The sequence below is a fragment of the Microbacterium sp. NPDC060132 genome, from assembly GCF_042729675.1.
GTDB classification, from domain to species: domain Bacteria; phylum Actinomycetota; class Actinomycetes; order Actinomycetales; family Microbacteriaceae; genus Microbacterium; species Microbacterium sufflavum.
On sequence record NZ_JBHWXU010000001.1, the window covers coordinates 2,556,764 to 2,572,040 of the forward strand.

Below are 15,277 nucleotides of genomic sequence, written 5' to 3' on the forward strand. Positions count from 1 at the left end.
TCGCGCGGCCGTCACTAGGGTGACTGCCATGTCGTCCCCCCTGCGTCAGACGAGTCCAGGGCCGACCATGCGGTTCCGGCCGCCGGGCCCGCAGCCCGGCGTGCTGCGACGCGACCGGGTGACCGAGGCACTGCACGCGGCGGTCGCCGGCGCGCCGGTCACCGTCGTGAGTGCTCCCTCCGGTTTCGGCAAGACCACGGCCGTGGCGCAGTGGGCGACGAGCGTGGACCGGGTGGCGTGGCTCGCGCTGAGCCCGTTCGACGTCGACCCCGCGCGGCTGACTCGCGGCGTCGTCGAGGCGCTGCGGGCGACCAGCGGCGACGCCTCCGAGCGCGACCTGCCCGCCCTCACGAACCCGGAGCGTGCGTACGAGGAGATCTGCCGGGTCTTCGGCGACCGCGACGCGCGGGTGCACCTGGTGGTGGACGACGCGCACCAGGCGGGGGAGCGGTGGCGCCACGGCCTTCTCGGCATGCTCGCGGAGCAGCCGCCGGACGGTCTGCGGCTGGTGCTGGTGGGGACGACGCTGCTCGAGCTGACCCTGAGCCGCCAGCGCGTGACCGCCCCGGAGGGGTTCCTCGGGGCCGACCTTCTGAGCTTCACGCGCGAGGAGGTGGCGCGGCTCGCTCCCGCCGCGCGAGAGGGCCTCGGCGCGGACGCGATCGTGGAGGAGACGGGCGGGTGGCCGATCGCCGTCCGGCTCATGATGATCGGTGGTGCCCGCCCGGAGCGGAGCGCCCCGAGCGCGTCGAGCTTCCTCGGCGAGTACGTGCGCGAGCACGTGCTGGGTGCCCTGCCGCCGGAGGTCGCCCGTTTCGTGCTCGACGCCACCGTCTGCGCCGAGCTCACGCCCGAGCTCGCCGCGCAGGTGACGCAGCGCGAGGACGCCGCGGAGCTGCTGGAGGCATGCGTGCGACTGGGGCTGTTCCTCGACCGGTTCGACGGACCGCACGGCCCGGTCTATCGCTGGCACCGCACGTTCGCCCGCCGCTGCGGTGAGATCGCGGCGGGCGATCGCGACCGGCTCGCCGGCGTGCACCGTCGAGCGGCCGCGACACTGGCCGAGTCCGATCCGGTCGCCGCGATCGGGCACGCCCTGCGGGGCGGTGAGCCCGACGTCGCGCGCACCATCCTGGATCGACACTGGCTCGGGCTCGTCGTGGGCGGGAGCGCCGCCGAGGTCGAGCACGCGGTGACGGAGCTACGGCGGCACGACCCCGACGACCCCGACCTCCTCCTCGTGCAGGCGTGCGCGTGCGATGCGCTCGGCGAGCGCCACGTGGCACGCGAGCTGTTCCAGCGGGCGCACGCGCTGCGGGACCGCGACGGGGTGCCGACGTCGACGGTCGTGCCGGTCGCGCGGCTGCTGCTCGCGGACGACAGCGCCGACGTGGTGGAGGCCAGCGCGCAGGTGCACGCGCTGCTGCACGACGCCACGGCGGTGGAGGTCGCAGACCGCACCGCGCTCGACTACCTGCTGGGCTGGAGCGAGATCCGTCATCGCGGCGACCCCGCACTGCCGGTCGAGTACTTCGCCGCCGCGGCGCGGGAGGCCGAGCGCTCGGCCGACCCCGAGCGCGTGCGTTGGTCGCTCGCCCAACTCGCGTTCGGACAGGTCTGGGCCGGTCGCGTGGTCGACGCTCGCGACACGCTCGCCAGCATCGCCCCGCACGTCTCCGATGAACGGCATCGGGGAGGGACCGAGGCTGCCGCGGCCGGGTTCGTCGCCTACTGGTCGGGCGACAGTGCGGACGCGACGGAGTCGTTCTCCGCGGTCCTCGACGGCGGAGAAGCCGATCGGGTGGTCGCCGGGCTGTCGAGGATGATGATCGCCTACGCGGCGGCCGAGACCGGCGACGTGGCCGCGTGCCGTCGCGCGGCGATCGCGGTGCAGGAGATCCCGCTGGAGGTGATCCGCGGGTTCAGCTGGGCGGCGCTGCGGGAATCGGCCGTGGCGCTGCTCGACGAGGCCGTAGGCAGTGGCGAGCGCGCCCGCCGGATCGCGGCACGCTCGGTGCAGCGTCCCGACCTTCCGCTGGTGAACGTCGCGCTCGCCGGCGTGCTTCGTCGCGCGGAGGAGTACCCCGCGGCGCTGGAGTCGCTGCGCTCGCTGCGGGGGTACGCCGAGGTGTCGTACGTCAAGGCGTCGACGCTGATCACGGCCGCCGTGATGCGGCGGCACGCGGGGCGGCACGAGGAGGCGCACGAGCTGTGCGAGGCGGCCGTCGCTGTCGCGTCCGGCGAGGGGATCCGCGTGCTGTTCGGGCCGCGCGAGGTGGCCGTGCGGCGGCTGCTGCACGAGCACGTGCACTTCGGCACGCAGTTCGAGGACTTCATCGGCCGCTGCCTCGCGATGGACGCGGCGGGCTCGCTCGCGGATCGGCTGTCCGAGCGGGAGCGCGAGGTGTTCCAGCAGTTGCAGACCGCACGGACGCTGCCCGAGATCGCACGGGAGCTGTCGGTGTCCGTCAACACGGTCAAGACGCATCAGCGGGCGATCTACCGCAAGCTCGGGGTGTCGTCGCGCCGGGAGGCCGTGCGCTCGACGGTGTGAACGGGGGCGCCGCGTTCGACGGCCCCCGTCCACCCGGGTCAGGCGAGGGCGCGCGCCTTGATCGCGGCAAACTCGGCGTCGGTGATGGTGCCGGCCGCGAGCAGTTTCGAGGCCTTCTCGATCTCGTCGGTCGCGCTGGTCCCTGCGACGCTGCGGATGTACGTATCGGCGGCGTCCTGCTGCTGTCGGTAGGAGGCGGCCGCACGTTCGGCCATTCCCCGCCCGCGCGCGATCAGGTAGATGAGCGCGGTGAGGAAGGGCACGAAGATCAGGAAGATGATCCACACGGCCTTCCACCAGCCGTTCAGCGCGTGGTCGCGGAACAGGTCGGCGACGATGTTGAACAGCACCATGAGGTAGGAGACGAATACGAACACCCAGAAGAACCACCAGATGATGTCCCAGAAGCTTTCCCAGAACGACACGTCGGACCCCTTTCGTCGATGAGCAGGTGAGGTGATCGTGGCAGCGACCACGGTGCCGGCCGTGGCGGTGGTCACCCGATCCGGGCGAGTCGCCGTCGTCGCAGCTCACCCCGCCCGGGTGATCCCCTCGTGAGGGCCACGCGACGATGGTGCGAGCATGACGCCGTTGATCCGCGCGAGGAAGGCGGTGCCATGAATGATTTCCGGTTCGGCCCGGTCGAGCTCTATCTGGTGGGGTTCGAGGGCGATCGACCCGACCCCGGCACCTTCCGTGCTCTCGCCGACGTCGCCGAGAGCGGCGTCGTCCGGATCCTGGACATCGTGCTCGTCGGCAAGACGACCGACGGGGACATCGAGATCCTGGAGCTGGAGGACGACGCCGAGCAGCTCGGGCTCGCCGGGTTCGCCCCCATCGTCTCCGGTCTCGCGGGGGAGGAAGACGTGGAGCTGTTGGCCGGCGAGCTCGATCCGGGTCGTTCGGCGGCGGTCGTGGTCCTGGAACTCGCGTTCGCCCGCGTGCTCGCGCACGACCTCGCGGCCGCGGGTGGACGGGTGCTGCGCACGGAGCGCGTCCCCGCACCCGTGGTGAATGCGCTCATCGACATCCTCGACCAGGAGGGGGACTGACATGCCTCTGCGGAGATTCGGACGGCCGGGACTGCTGGGCCTCGCCGCGCGCACGGCCGTGGTCGCCGGCACGGCGACGGCCGTCACCGGGGCGGCGCAGCGGCACCAGGCCCGCCGGGCGCAGGAGGAGTACGAGCAGCAGCAGTACGAGGCCGCGCAGCAGCAGGCGCAGGTCGAGGCGACCGTGCGCGACGCCACGGCCCCCGCCACGCCACCCGCGCCACCGACGGCTCCCGCCGGCGACGACCTGATCGCGAAGTTGCAGCAGCTCGCGGCGATGCAGCAGGCCGGCGTGCTGTCGGCGGAGGAGTTCGCGGCGGCGAAGCAGCGGCTGCTCGGCACCTAGCCGCCGGTGCACCACGACGACGATCGAGGAGGACCGATGGGCGAGCTCGACGAGCTGCGGGCGCGGGTCGAGCTGCTCGAGCGCGAGAACGAGGCCCTGCGCACGCCGCGCCGTCGGCCCGCCGCGCGCAGCATCCTCGCCGGGGTCGTGCTCGCGGTGGCGGTGCTGCTCGCGCCCGTCGCCGTGCTCGGAACCTGGGCCCGCCTCCAGCTCGTGGACGCGGACCGCTTCGTCGCCACGTTCGGGCCGCTCGCAGACGACCCCGACGTGCAGGACTTCGTCGCCGACCAGGTGAGCGCCGCGATCGACGAGCAGGTCGACCTCGACGCCGTCGTCGGCGAGCTGTTCGACGGGCTGCGCTCGCTCGACCTGCCGCCCCGCGCCGAGTCCGCGCTCACGCTCCTCCAGGCTCCGGCGGCGTCGGGGCTGTCGTCCCTGATCGACGGCGTGGTGCACGACGTCGTGTCGTCCGCGCAGTTCGCCGACATCTGGGCGCAGTCGCTGCGGGTCGCGCACGAGCGTGCGGTCGCCGTGCTGCAGGACGAGCCGGGGACCGCGCTGCAGCTGGCCGACGACGGGGTGCTGTCGCTCGACCTCGGTGTGGTGATCGAGCGCGTGAAAGATGCACTGGCGGAGCGCGGTGTCGGCGTGGCAGACCTGATCCCGGTGATCGACCGCTCCATCCCGATCGCCCAGGCCGATGCCCTCGTGCTCGTCCGGGCGCTGTACCAGGTCGCGGTCGCGGCGGGTTTCTGGTTGCCGTGGGTGTTGGCGGGGCTCGTGGTGCTGGGGGTGCTGCTGGCCCGCGACCGACCACGGGCGCTGCTGTGGACGAGTGTCGCGCTCGCCGCGGCCTTCCTGTTGCTGGCTGCCGGCCTGGGCATCGGCCGCTCGTTCTTCCTGGGCGCGGTGAGCCCGTCGATCATGACCGCTGCGGCGGCGGCGTCGCTGTTCGATGAGGTGACGGCGCTGCTGTCCTCGACGGTCGCGGCGCTCGCCCTGTCGGCGGTGCTGGTCGCGCTGTGGGCCTGGGTCGCCGGGTCGTCCCGCGCCGCGGTGCGCACGCGGACGGCCGTGGAGAGCGGTGTCGCCGCGCTCCGGGGCGTCGCGGAGCGTCACGGTGTCTCCACGGGGCGGTTCGGTGTGGCGGTCGACCGGTACCGCGGGCCGATCCTGGTCGCGGGGCTCGTCGTCGCGCTCCTCCTGCTGATCGTCCTGCGGCCGGTGTCGTTCGGTGCCGTGGTGGGCGTCGCGGCGGGCGTACTGGTGCTCGTCGTGCTGGTGGAGCTGCTGCGTCGCCCGCCCATCGCGCCGATGGCACCGGAGGAACACCCATGAGAGAAGGAGTGGACATGTCGGACTTCAACGCGGACTTCACCGGAGAGATCCGGCTCGATGTGCGGGACTCGACGCCGGACTGGTCGCCGTACGAGCTGCGGACCGCTCCGGACGGCGCGCCGAACGTGCTGGTGGTGCTGTACGACGACACGGGCCTCGCGTCCTGGTCGCCGTACGGCGGACGCATCAGCATGCCGACCATGGACCGGCTCGCGCAGAACGGACTCACCTACACGCAGTGGCACACCACGGCGCTGTGCTCGCCGACGCGGTCGACCATGCTCACCGGCCGCAACCACCACGTCAACCGCGCCGGGGTGATCATGGAGGGCACCACGGGGTTCCCGGGCTTCGCGGGACGGCTGCCCGCCGAGTGCGCGACGATCGGGCAGGTGCTGCAGGACAACGGCTACTCCACGTTCTGGGTCGGCAAGAACCACAACGTGCCGGAGGAGGACATCGCCCCGGGTGGCAACCGCTCGATGTGGCCGCTGCAGCTCGGCTTCGACCGGTTCTACGGCTTCCTCGGCGGCGAGACGAACAACTGGTACCCGGATCTCGTCGAGGACAACCATTTCATCGACGCCCCCGCGACGCCGGAGGAGGGGTACCACCTGTCGAAGGACCTCGCCGACCAGGCGCTCACGATGATCCGCAACCAGCAGGCGTCGAACCCGTCGAAGCCCTGGTACCTCTGGTTCTGTCCCGGTGCGAACCACGCCCCGCATCACGCGCCGCAGGAGTACATCGACAAGTACAGGGGGATGTTCGACGACGGCTACGACGCGTACCGGGAGTGGGTGCTCGCGCGCATGATCGACAGGGGCGTGCTGCCCGAGGGCACCGCGCTCACCCCGTTCAACCCGATGCCGGACGACGTCGCGAACCCGGCCGATCACGTGCGGCCGTGGTCGGAGCTGAACGACGACGAACGGCGCCTGTTCTCCCGCATGGCCGAGGTGTTCGCCGGGTTCAGCGAGTACACCGATGCGCAGGTCGGCCGCATCATCGACTATCTGGAGGAGACCGGACAGCTCGACAACACCCTCGTGTTCTACTGTGCCGACAACGGCGCATCGGGGGAGGGCTCGCCCGACGGCTCGGTCAACGAGAACAAGTTCTTCAACGGCTTCCCCGACGACCTCGCCGAGAACCTGGCGATGATCGACCACCTCGGCTCCGCGGACACCTACAACCACTATCCGACCGGGTGGGCAGCGGCGTTCTCGACGCCCTTCCCGATGTTCAAGCGCTACTCCCAGTACTCGGGCGGCACGTGCGACCCGATGGTGATCCACTGGCCCCAGGGCATCGCGGCGAAGGGAGAGCTGCGCCACCAGTACCACCACTCGGTCGACATCGTGGCGACCGTGCTCGACGTGATCGGCGTCGAGATGCCGGAGACCTACCGCGGGGTGACGCAGCGTCCGCTCGACGGCGTCTCGATGAGGTACAGCTTCGACGCGGCTCCCGACGGCCCGAGCGAGAAGCACGTCCAGTACTACGCGATGCTCGGCACGCGCGGCATCTGGAAGGACGGGTGGAAGGCCGCCGCCGTGCACGCACCGCTCACGGGCACGGGGCACTTCGAGGACGACGCGTGGGAGCTGTTCCACGTGGCCGAGGATCGCGCGGAGGCGCACGACCTCGCCGCCACGCATCCGGAGAAGCTCCGCGAGCTCATCGACGCGTGGTTCGCGGAGGCCGATGCGAACTTCGCGCTGCCGCTGGACGACCGGTCCGCCAGGGAACTGCTGACCGTGCAGCGCCCGCAGGCCGAACGGCCCCGCGAGCGGTACGTGTACTACCCGGGCACGGCCGCGGTGCCCGAGAGCGTCGCGGTGAACGTGCGCGGCCGGTCGTTCAAGATCATCGCCGACGCGGTGCTCGAGGACGGGGCGCAGGGCGTGCTGTTCGCGCACGGCTCCCGGTTCGGCGGGCACTCGCTGTTCGTGAAGGACGGCCGGCTCACCTACGTGTACAACTTCCTGGGCATCCCGCCCGAGCAGACCTTCACGTCGGAGCCGCTCACGCCGGGCCCGCACACGCTCGGCGTGGAGTTCGTGCGGGAGGGGGCGGGTGAGCACGGGGAGTCCGTGGGCACCGCGACGCTGTACGTCGACGACCGGGCGGTGGCGTCCGGGCCGATGCGGGCGCAGGTGGGCAAGTTCACCCTGTGCGGGGACGGCCTCTGCGTCGGCTGGGACAGCGCCGACCCGGTGAGCCGCCAGTACGGCAGCGCGTTCCCGTTCACGGGCGGCAAGCTGCTGGGCGTGGGGATCGACGTGAGCGCCGAGCAGTACCTCGACCTGGAGCTGGAGGCGGCCGCGATGCTCTCCCGCGAGTAGCGGCCGCCGGAGTCGCCCGGCACGGCCCGGCCCCGCGGACGGCCCCTACGATGAAGGCATGGTGGCGATGATCGAGGTTCCCGGTGGCACGCTGCGCATGGGTTCCGACGAGTTCTACCCCGAGGAGGGCCCGGTTCACGAGCGCGAGGTGGCGTCGTTCCGTCTCGACGAGCACCCCGTCACCAACCGCGACTATGCGGAGTTCGTCGACGAGACCGGCTATGTGACGGTCGCCGAGAGGCCGATGGACCCGGCCGACTATCCCGGCGTGCACCCCGACGACCTCGTTCCCGGCGCCATGGTGTTCACACCGACGTCGGGCCCGGTCGACCTGCGCGACTGGCGGCAGTGGTGGCGGTGGGAGCCTGGTGCGTTCTGGCGGCGTCCGTTCGGGCCGGACTCGTCCATCGACGACCGTCTCGACCACCCGGTGGTGCACATCGCCTATCCGGATGCGGCCGCGTTCGCCGCGTGGGCGGGCAAGCGGCTGCCCACCGAGGCCGAGTGGGAGTGGGCGGCGCGCGGCGGACTGGTCGGCGCGCGCTTCGCCTGGGGCGACGAGACGAAGCCGGACGGCGTGCTGATGGCCGACACCTGGCAGGGTGCCTTCCCCTACCGCAACGACGGGGCGGACGGCTGGGTGGGCACGGCGCCCGTGCGCAGCTTCGCCGCCAACGGCTACGGCCTGTTCGACATGATCGGCAACGTGTGGGAGTGGACGGCGGACTACTGGACCCACCGGCACGTGCCGCCCGGCACGGTCGCGGTGGATCCCGGTCGCCGGGCGAGCCTGCTGTCGGCCGAGCCGGGTTCGCCCATCCCGCGGCGCGTGCTCAAGGGCGGCTCGCACCTGTGCGCCCCCGAGTACTGCCTGCGGTATCGCCCGGCCGCGCGGTCGGCACAGGCGGAGGACACCGCCATGACCCACATCGGCTTCCGCTGCGCCCTCTGAGCGCCGGGGGCTGAGCGCCGGGGGCTGAGCGCCGGGGGCTGAGCGGTCAGGAGGGCGCGGGGAACACGCTCGCCCAGTCGTCGCGCACGCTCACGACCGTATACCCGCGCTCGCGTGCGGCGGCGAGGGCCTTGTCGGCGCCCGCGTCGTACGGGGCGTCGTCGCGGTCGTGGTCGTCGTGGTGGATCAGCAGCGCGAGACCCCGGCGGGGGCCGCGCCGTGCGTGGTCGAGCATCGGCATGTCGCCGTTGGAGTTGCCCGCGGCGAGGAGAGGGCGCCGGCCGATGCGGCTCCAGATGCGCACCGGCTTCTCGGGTCCGTCGTCGAAGAACGCGAGCGCGGGGGAGTAGCGCACCGATCCGGTCGCCTCGTCGTACGTGAGCCCCAGCGCCGAACCCACGACGCGTTCGGGCGGGATGCCGTAGATGGACTGCGTCAGGGGGCGCAGGAAGTCGCGCTCGCCGCCCGAGACGATGTAGCACGTGAAGCCGTGCCGTTCGAGGTAGCGCAGCAGCTCGACCATCGGCTGGTACACCAGCTCGGTGTAGGGGCGGTGGAGCACGGGGTGGCGCGCGGTGCGGAAGAACGCCGACACGGCGGCGGCGTACTGCTCGACGTCGAGTCCGTCGGTGAGGCCGACGAGGGCGGCGATGATGGTGCCGAGGTCGGAGTCGTCCCCGGCGTAGTGCTTCTCGACGGCCGCGCCGAGCCACGCCAGGTCGCCCGTGACGGCCGCGCGGTAGGGCTGCGTGTCGGCCAGGGAGGGATCCGCCAGGGCCACCTCCCGCCAACGCTCCACCACGTAGTGGAGCTGCGTGGGCATCGGCTTCTCGGTCCACAGCGTTCCGTCGTTGTCGAACACGGCGACGCGCTCCTCCGCGGGCACCGCATCCGGTCCGGTCGCCACGCCCGTCACGAACGCCTCGATGGCGCGTCGGGTAGGGGTGTCCCTCCAGGAGGGGAGCGTCGTGTCGTCCATCTGTTCAGGGTGCCAGGCGGGCCGGGCGCCGGGGGCGGACGCTCACCCCGCCGGGGCGAGCGTGGTCCGAGCGGGGCGTTCGGCGGTGTCGGGAATACCCGTGATGGGTATAGGGTTGTCGCCAGGGAGTACCCCAGGGGGGTATCCTGACAGCGGAGAGGAACGACGATGAACACGAGCGAGTACCAGGTGACCGGGATGACGTGCGGGCACTGCGAGATGGCCGTCCGCGGCGAGGTCTCCCGCATCCCCGGGGTCGACGGCGTCGACGTCAGCGCGCAGACCGGACGCCTGGTGGTCCACAGCTCCGCCCCGGTCGATGACGCCGCGGTGCTGGCCGCCGTCGACGAGGCGGGCTACGAGGCGGTGCGGTCATGACCGATACGCGATCCGTGCCCGACGAGACCAGCGTCGAGCTGGAGATCGGGGGCATGACCTGCGCGTCGTGCGCGATGCGGATCGAGAAGAAGCTCAACCGCATCGACGGCGTGACCGCGAGCGTCAACTACGCGACCGAGAAGGCCACGGTCACCGCGCCGGCCGGCCTCGACGCGGCGGTGCTCATCGCCGAGGTCGAGAAGACGGGCTACACCGCCGCTGTCCCCGCGCCTCCGGCCCCGACCACCGAGGACGCGACGCCGGAACGGGCCGACGACGGGCTGGCCGCACTGCGCCAGCGGCTGATCGTGTCGATCGTGCTCACCGTCCCGGTGATCGCGATGGCGATGATCCCGGCGCTCCAGTTCACGTACTGGCAGTGGCTGTCGCTCGCGCTCGCCGGACCGGTGATCGTGTGGGCGGCGTGGCCGTTCCACCGCGCCGCGTGGACCAACCTGCGCCATGGGACGGCGACCATGGACACGCTCATCTCGATGGGCACGCTCGCGGCGCTGCTCTGGTCGCTCTACGCCCTCTTCTTCGGCACGGCCGGGATGCCGGGCATGACGCACCTGTTCGAGCTGACCGTGGCACCGAGCGACGGGGCGGGCAACATCTACCTGGAGGTGGGCGCCGGGGTGACGACGTTCATCCTCGCCGGACGCTACTTCGAGAAGCGCTCCAAGCGGCAGGCGGGGGCGGCGCTGCGCGCGCTGCTCGAGCTCGGCGCAAAGGAGGTCGCGGTGCTGCGCGGCGGTGTGGAGACCCGGATCCCCACGACCGAGCTGGCGGTGGGCGACGAGTTCGTCGTCCGTCCGGGGGAGAAGATCGCCACGGACGGCGTCGTCGTCTCGGGAACCTCCGCCATCGACGCCTCCCTGCTCACGGGCGAGTCCGTCCCGGTGGAGGTGCGCGAGGGCGACGCCGTGACCGGGGCGACCGTGAACGCGGGCGGACGTCTCGTGGTGCGGGCGACCCGCGTCGGCTCCGACACGCAGCTGGCGCAGATGGCCCGGCTCGTGGAGCAGGCGCAGACGGGGAAGGCCGAGGTGCAGCGCCTCGCCGACCGGGTATCCGGCATCTTCGTGCCGATCGTGATCGTGGTGGCGCTCGGCACGCTGGGCGTGTGGCTCGGCCTGGGGTTCCCGGCCGCCGCGGCCTTCACCGCGGCCGTCGCCGTGCTCATCATCGCCTGCCCGTGCGCGCTCGGACTCGCCACGCCCACCGCGCTGCTCGTCGGCACGGGTCGCGGCGCTCAGCTCGGCATCCTGATCAAGGGCCCCGAGATCCTGGAGTCCACGCGCCGGGTCGACACGGTCGTACTCGACAAGACCGGCACCGTCACCACGGGGCGCATGACTCTCACGGCCGTGCACACCGCGGAGGGCGTGGAGCGCGCCGAGCTGCTGCGCCTCGCGGGAGCGCTGGAGGACGCCTCGGAGCACCCGATCGCCCAGGCCGTCGCCACCGCGGCGACGAGGGAGCTGGGCGCGCTGCCCGCGCCGGAGGACTTCACGAACATCGAGGGCCGCGGCGTGCAGGGCGTGGTCGACGGTCACGCCGTGATAGTGGGTCGAGCGTCCCTGCTCGCGGACTGGTCGCAGCATCTGCCGTCCGCGCTCGCCGAGGCGAAGGCGGAGGCGGAGCGCCAGGGCAAGACCGCGATCGCTGTCGGCTGGGACGGCGCGGCGCGTGGCGTGCTCGTGGTGGCCGATACGGTCAAGGCGACGAGCGCACAGGCCGTGGCCCAGCTCGTCGGGCTCGGGCTCACCCCCGTCCTGCTCACGGGCGACAACCGCGCGGTCGCGGAGCAGATCGCCGCTGAGGTCGGCATCGACGAGGTGATCGCCGAGGTGCTTCCGGCCGACAAGGTCGCGGTGGTGCGCCGGCTGCAGGACGAGGGCCGGGTGGTCGCGATGGTGGGCGACGGCGTGAACGACGCCGCGGCCCTCGCACAGGCCGACCTGGGGCTCGCGATGGGAACAGGGACCGATGCGGCGATCGAGGCGAGCGACATCACCCTCGTGCGCGGCGACCTGCGCAGCGCGGCCGACGCGATCCGTCTCTCCCGCCGCACGCTCGGCACCATCAAGGGCAACCTGTTCTGGGCGTTCGCCTACAACGTCGCGGCCATCCCGCTCGCGGCGCTCGGCCTGCTCAACCCCATGCTCGCCGGCGCGGCGATGGCGTTCTCCAGCGTCTTCGTGGTCGGCAACAGCCTCCGCCTGCGGTCGTTGCGCAGCACGGCGGTGGACGCCCAGTGACCCCGAGAAAAACAGTCACCCCGAGACAACAGTGACACCGAGACAAACAGTGACCCCGAGAAAGAGGAGTACCGACATGTCCGATTCCCCCGCAGGATCCTGCTGCAGCGTCCCGGCCGCCGGCGGTGTCGCCGCCGAGGGGCGCCCCGACCTGCTGGCGTCGAACGCCGAGGGCATGACCACGTGCCCGGTGATGGCCGGCAGTCCCGTGGTCATCGCGCAGGCCGAGGCCGCAGGGCTGTTCCGCGACTACGAGGGCACCCGCTACCACTTCTGCTGCGCGGGCTGCGGTCCGGCGTTCGACGCCGACCCCGCGAAGTACATCGCGGCCGCCTGAGCGGCCGCACCGTGCGGGGCTGCCCGACGGCGGCCCCGCACGGCATCATCGACGTTGGAGGGAACACCATGAGCACCCCGCACCACGACCCCGCCCCCGCGGACGCCCGTCACGACGCGCACGATGAGCACGCACGTCACGACGCGCACGCGGCTCACGAGGCCCACGCCGGTCACGCGGACCACGGCGGTCATGACGCGCACGCGGGTCACGACGCGCACGAGGCCCATGCGGGTCACGAGGCCCACGGCGGTCAGGATGCGCACGTGGGTCACGAGGCCCACGCCGGTCACGACGCGCACGCGGGCCACGGCGGTCACGGCGGTCACGGGGACCACGTCGGGCAGTTCCGGCGGCTGTTCTGGATCATGCTCGTGCTGGCGGTTCCGACGGTTGCGCTGTCCGGCATGTTCGCGATGATCCTCGGCTACTCGCTGCCGGATGTCCCGGGTCTGGCGTGGGTGTCTCCCGTGCTCGGCACCGTCATGTACGTGTGGGGCGGGCGGCCGTTCCTGGTGGGCGCCGTCAGCGAGCTGCGGGCGCGCAAGCCCGGGATGATGCTGCTGATCGCGCTCGCGATCACGGTGGCCTTCGTGGCGTCGTGGGGTGCGAGCCTGGGGCTGCTGCACCACGAGCTCGACTTCTGGTGGGAGCTCGCGCTGCTGATCGTGATCATGCTGCTCGGGCATTGGATCGAGATGCGGTCGCTCGCGCAGACGACGTCCGCGCTCGACTCGCTGGCGGCCCTGCTGCCGGACGAGGCCGAGCGCGTGGAGGGCGACCAGGTGGTGCGGGTGTCTCCGGCCGACCTGCGGGTGGGCGACGTGGTGGTGGTGCGGCCGGGCGGCAGCATCCCCGCCGATGGTCGCATCGTCGACGGTCGTGCCTCGATGGACGAGTCGATGGTGACGGGGGAGTCGCGGACGGTGTCGCGCGGTGCGGGCGACCCGGTCACGGCGGGCACCGTGGCGACCGACTCGGGGCTGCGCGTCGAGATCACCGCGACCGGAGACGACACGACCCTCGCGGGGATCCAGCGGCTCGTGACGGAAGCGCAGAACTCGTCCTCGCGGGCGCAGCGCCTCGCCGACACGGCCGCGGGCTGGCTGTTCTGGTTCGCGCTCGGAGCGGCGGCGATCACCGCGGTCGTGTGGACGCTGGTCGGTCTGCCCGACGACGCGGTCGTCCGCACCATCACGGTGCTCGTGATCGCCTGCCCGCACGCGCTGGGGCTCGCGATCCCGCTGGTGGTGTCGATCGCCACCGAGCGCGCGGCCCGCGGCGGCGTGCTGGTGAAGGACCGCCTGGCCCTGGAGAGCATGCGCACGGTCGACACGGTCCTTTTCGACAAGACGGGCACGCTCACGAAGGGCGAGCCGGTGGTGTCGGAGGTGTCGACGGTCGGCGGGGACGACGCCGATGCGGTGCTCGCCCTGGCTGCTGCGGCCGAGGCGGACAGCGAGCACCCGCTGGCGAAGGCGATCGTGCGGGCCGCGCGCGACCGTGGGCTGACGGTGCCGGCGAGCCGCGACTTCTCGTCGTCGCCCGCGGTGGGCGTCACAGCGACGGTCGACGGTGCCACGGTGCGCGTCGGCGGCCCGCACCTGCTGACCGAGGAAGGCGCGGAGGAGCTGCCGGCGGCCGAGGGGTGGCGCGCGCACGGCGCGATCATCCTGCACGTGCTGCGCGACGGCCGTGTGATCGGTGCGCTGGCGCTCGCCGACGAGGTGCGGCCGGAGTCGCGGGAGGCGGTCGACGCGCTGCACGCCCGCGGGGTGCAGGTCGTGATGATCACGGGCGACGCGGAGGCGGTGGCGCAGACCGTCGCGTCCGACCTCGGCATCGACCGGGTGTTCGCCGGGGTGCGACCCGAGGACAAGGCCGCGAAGGTGCAGGAGTTGCAGCGCGAGGGTCGCCGGGTGGCGATGGTGGGCGACGGCGTGAACGATGCCCCCGCCCTGGCGCAGGCCGACGTGGGGCTCGCGATCGGCGCGGGCACCGACGTCGCGATCGCATCGGCCGGGGTGATCCTGGCGGGCGACGATCCGCGGTCGGTGCTGTCGGTGATCGAGCTGTCGCGGGCGTCGTATCGCAAGATGAAGCAGAACCTGTGGTGGGCCGCCGGCTACAACCTGCTGTCGGTGCCGCTGGCCGCCGGGGTGCTCGCCCCGATCGGCTTCGTGCTGCCGATGTCGGTCGGCGCGGTGCTCATGTCGCTGTCGACGATCGTGGTCGCCCTCAACGCGCAGCTGCTGCGCCGACTCGACCTGCGCCCCGAGGTCACGACCCGCGAGATCCTCGACCGCTGACCGCCCGCAGACCCCGGCCCGACGCCCGTGCGCTCAGGCCGGGGTCTGCTGGTGCACGGCGAGCAGCCACCGTCCGCCCTCGCGCACGTACGTCGACACCATGTCCGCCGTGTAGGTCTGTGCGCCGCGGCGTCCCTCGAAGCGATACGCGATGGCGGCGGCGTCGGTGCCAAGCTCGCGCACCTGCACCGCGCTCAGGTCGAACGAGTCCCACGGGTCGGCGTGCTCGAGTCCGGCGATCGCCTCCTCCCGTGTCGCGACCATGCCCGGCATCACGAACAGGGCGTCGTCGCGGCAGATGTCCCGGTAGTACGCGAGGTCGCCCCGGGAGAGTCGTTCCTCGCTCGTGCGCAGGTCCTCGATCAGCGTCATGCCCCGCACCCTACTCCGGCGTCGCTTCCCGCGGAACGCCCTGGCTCA

14 protein-coding genes are annotated in these 15,277 nt (G+C 72.3%); 10 read left to right on the forward strand and 4 right to left on the reverse strand.

The window, feature by feature from the left end:
- The first annotated feature begins 28 nt into the window (after positions 1-28).
- Complete coding sequence (locus ACFWCH_RS12345; RefSeq protein WP_378803611.1) at positions 29-2,554, forward strand: LuxR C-terminal-related transcriptional regulator; 2,526 nt, start codon at positions 29-31, stop codon at positions 2,552-2,554.
- A 38-nt stretch (positions 2,555-2,592) separates the two neighbouring features.
- Here ACFWCH_RS12345 and ACFWCH_RS12350 read toward each other — a convergent pair whose 3' ends face one another.
- Complete coding sequence (locus ACFWCH_RS12350; RefSeq protein ID WP_136032573.1) at positions 2,593-2,979, reverse strand: SHOCT domain-containing protein; 387 nt, start codon at positions 2,977-2,979, stop codon at positions 2,593-2,595.
- A 192-nt stretch (positions 2,980-3,171) separates the two neighbouring features.
- On the opposite strand from ACFWCH_RS12350, the gene ACFWCH_RS12355 reads away from it, so the two are divergent.
- The 5 genes from ACFWCH_RS12355 (at position 3,172) to ACFWCH_RS12375 (ending at position 8,590) form a co-directional block, all read left to right on the forward strand.
- A complete protein-coding gene (locus ACFWCH_RS12355) occupies positions 3,172-3,606 on the forward strand; it encodes a DUF6325 family protein (protein WP_136032571.1) in 435 nt (144 codons plus the stop codon).
- Position 3,607: 1 nt separating this feature from the next.
- A complete protein-coding gene (locus ACFWCH_RS12360; RefSeq protein WP_136032569.1) occupies positions 3,608-3,952 on the forward strand; it encodes an SHOCT domain-containing protein in 345 nt (114 codons plus the stop codon).
- A gap of 36 nt (positions 3,953-3,988) precedes the next feature.
- Positions 3,989-5,290, forward strand: coding sequence for a hypothetical protein (locus tag ACFWCH_RS12365; RefSeq protein WP_378803612.1), 1,302 nt, complete (start codon positions 3,989-3,991; stop codon positions 5,288-5,290).
- Positions 5,291-5,304: 14 nt separating this feature from the next.
- On the forward strand, positions 5,305-7,638 hold the full coding sequence (locus tag ACFWCH_RS12370; RefSeq protein WP_378803613.1) for a sulfatase-like hydrolase/transferase: 2,334 nt from the start codon (positions 5,305-5,307) through the stop codon (positions 7,636-7,638).
- 67 nt (positions 7,639-7,705) lie between these two features.
- Positions 7,706-8,590, forward strand: coding sequence for a formylglycine-generating enzyme family protein (locus ACFWCH_RS12375; RefSeq protein ID WP_378803858.1), 885 nt, complete (start codon positions 7,706-7,708; stop codon positions 8,588-8,590).
- Positions 8,591-8,636: 46 nt separating this feature from the next.
- Here ACFWCH_RS12375 and ACFWCH_RS12380 read toward each other — a convergent pair whose 3' ends face one another.
- On the reverse strand, positions 8,637-9,569 hold the full coding sequence (locus ACFWCH_RS12380) for an HAD family hydrolase (protein ID WP_378803614.1): 933 nt from the start codon (positions 9,567-9,569) through the stop codon (positions 8,637-8,639).
- Between the two features lie 168 nt (positions 9,570-9,737).
- Between ACFWCH_RS12380 and ACFWCH_RS12385 the strand changes: the two genes are divergently transcribed.
- From ACFWCH_RS12385 to ACFWCH_RS12395, 3 genes are all read left to right on the forward strand, one after another.
- Positions 9,738-9,947: a heavy-metal-associated domain-containing protein gene (locus ACFWCH_RS12385; RefSeq protein ID WP_136032558.1), complete on the forward strand. Its 210-nt coding sequence runs from the start codon at positions 9,738-9,740 to the stop codon at positions 9,945-9,947.
- Positions 9,944-12,211, forward strand: coding sequence for a heavy metal translocating P-type ATPase (locus tag ACFWCH_RS12390; protein ID WP_378803615.1), 2,268 nt, complete (start codon positions 9,944-9,946; stop codon positions 12,209-12,211). The genes ACFWCH_RS12385 and ACFWCH_RS12390 overlap by 4 nt, the downstream gene beginning before the upstream one ends.
- A gap of 76 nt (positions 12,212-12,287) precedes the next feature.
- Complete coding sequence (locus tag ACFWCH_RS12395; protein WP_136032554.1) at positions 12,288-12,548, forward strand: YHS domain-containing protein; 261 nt, start codon at positions 12,288-12,290, stop codon at positions 12,546-12,548.
- Here ACFWCH_RS12395 and ACFWCH_RS12400 read toward each other — a convergent pair.
- Positions 12,476-12,877: a hypothetical protein gene (locus ACFWCH_RS12400; RefSeq protein ID WP_378803616.1), complete on the reverse strand. Its 402-nt coding sequence runs from the start codon at positions 12,875-12,877 to the stop codon at positions 12,476-12,478. The two genes, ACFWCH_RS12395 and ACFWCH_RS12400, sit on opposite strands and share 73 nt — an antisense overlap.
- 39 nt (positions 12,878-12,916) lie before the next feature.
- Between ACFWCH_RS12400 and ACFWCH_RS12405 the strand changes: the two genes are divergently transcribed.
- Positions 12,917-14,857 (forward strand): heavy metal translocating P-type ATPase, encoded by a 1,941-nt coding sequence (locus tag ACFWCH_RS12405; RefSeq protein WP_378803859.1) that lies wholly within the window; start codon positions 12,917-12,919, stop codon positions 14,855-14,857.
- 33 nt (positions 14,858-14,890) lie between these two features.
- On the opposite strand, the gene ACFWCH_RS12410 is transcribed toward ACFWCH_RS12405, so the two are convergent.
- A complete protein-coding gene (locus ACFWCH_RS12410) occupies positions 14,891-15,229 on the reverse strand; it encodes a nuclear transport factor 2 family protein (protein WP_136032551.1) in 339 nt (112 codons plus the stop codon).
- Between the last annotated feature and the right edge of the window lie 48 nt (positions 15,230-15,277).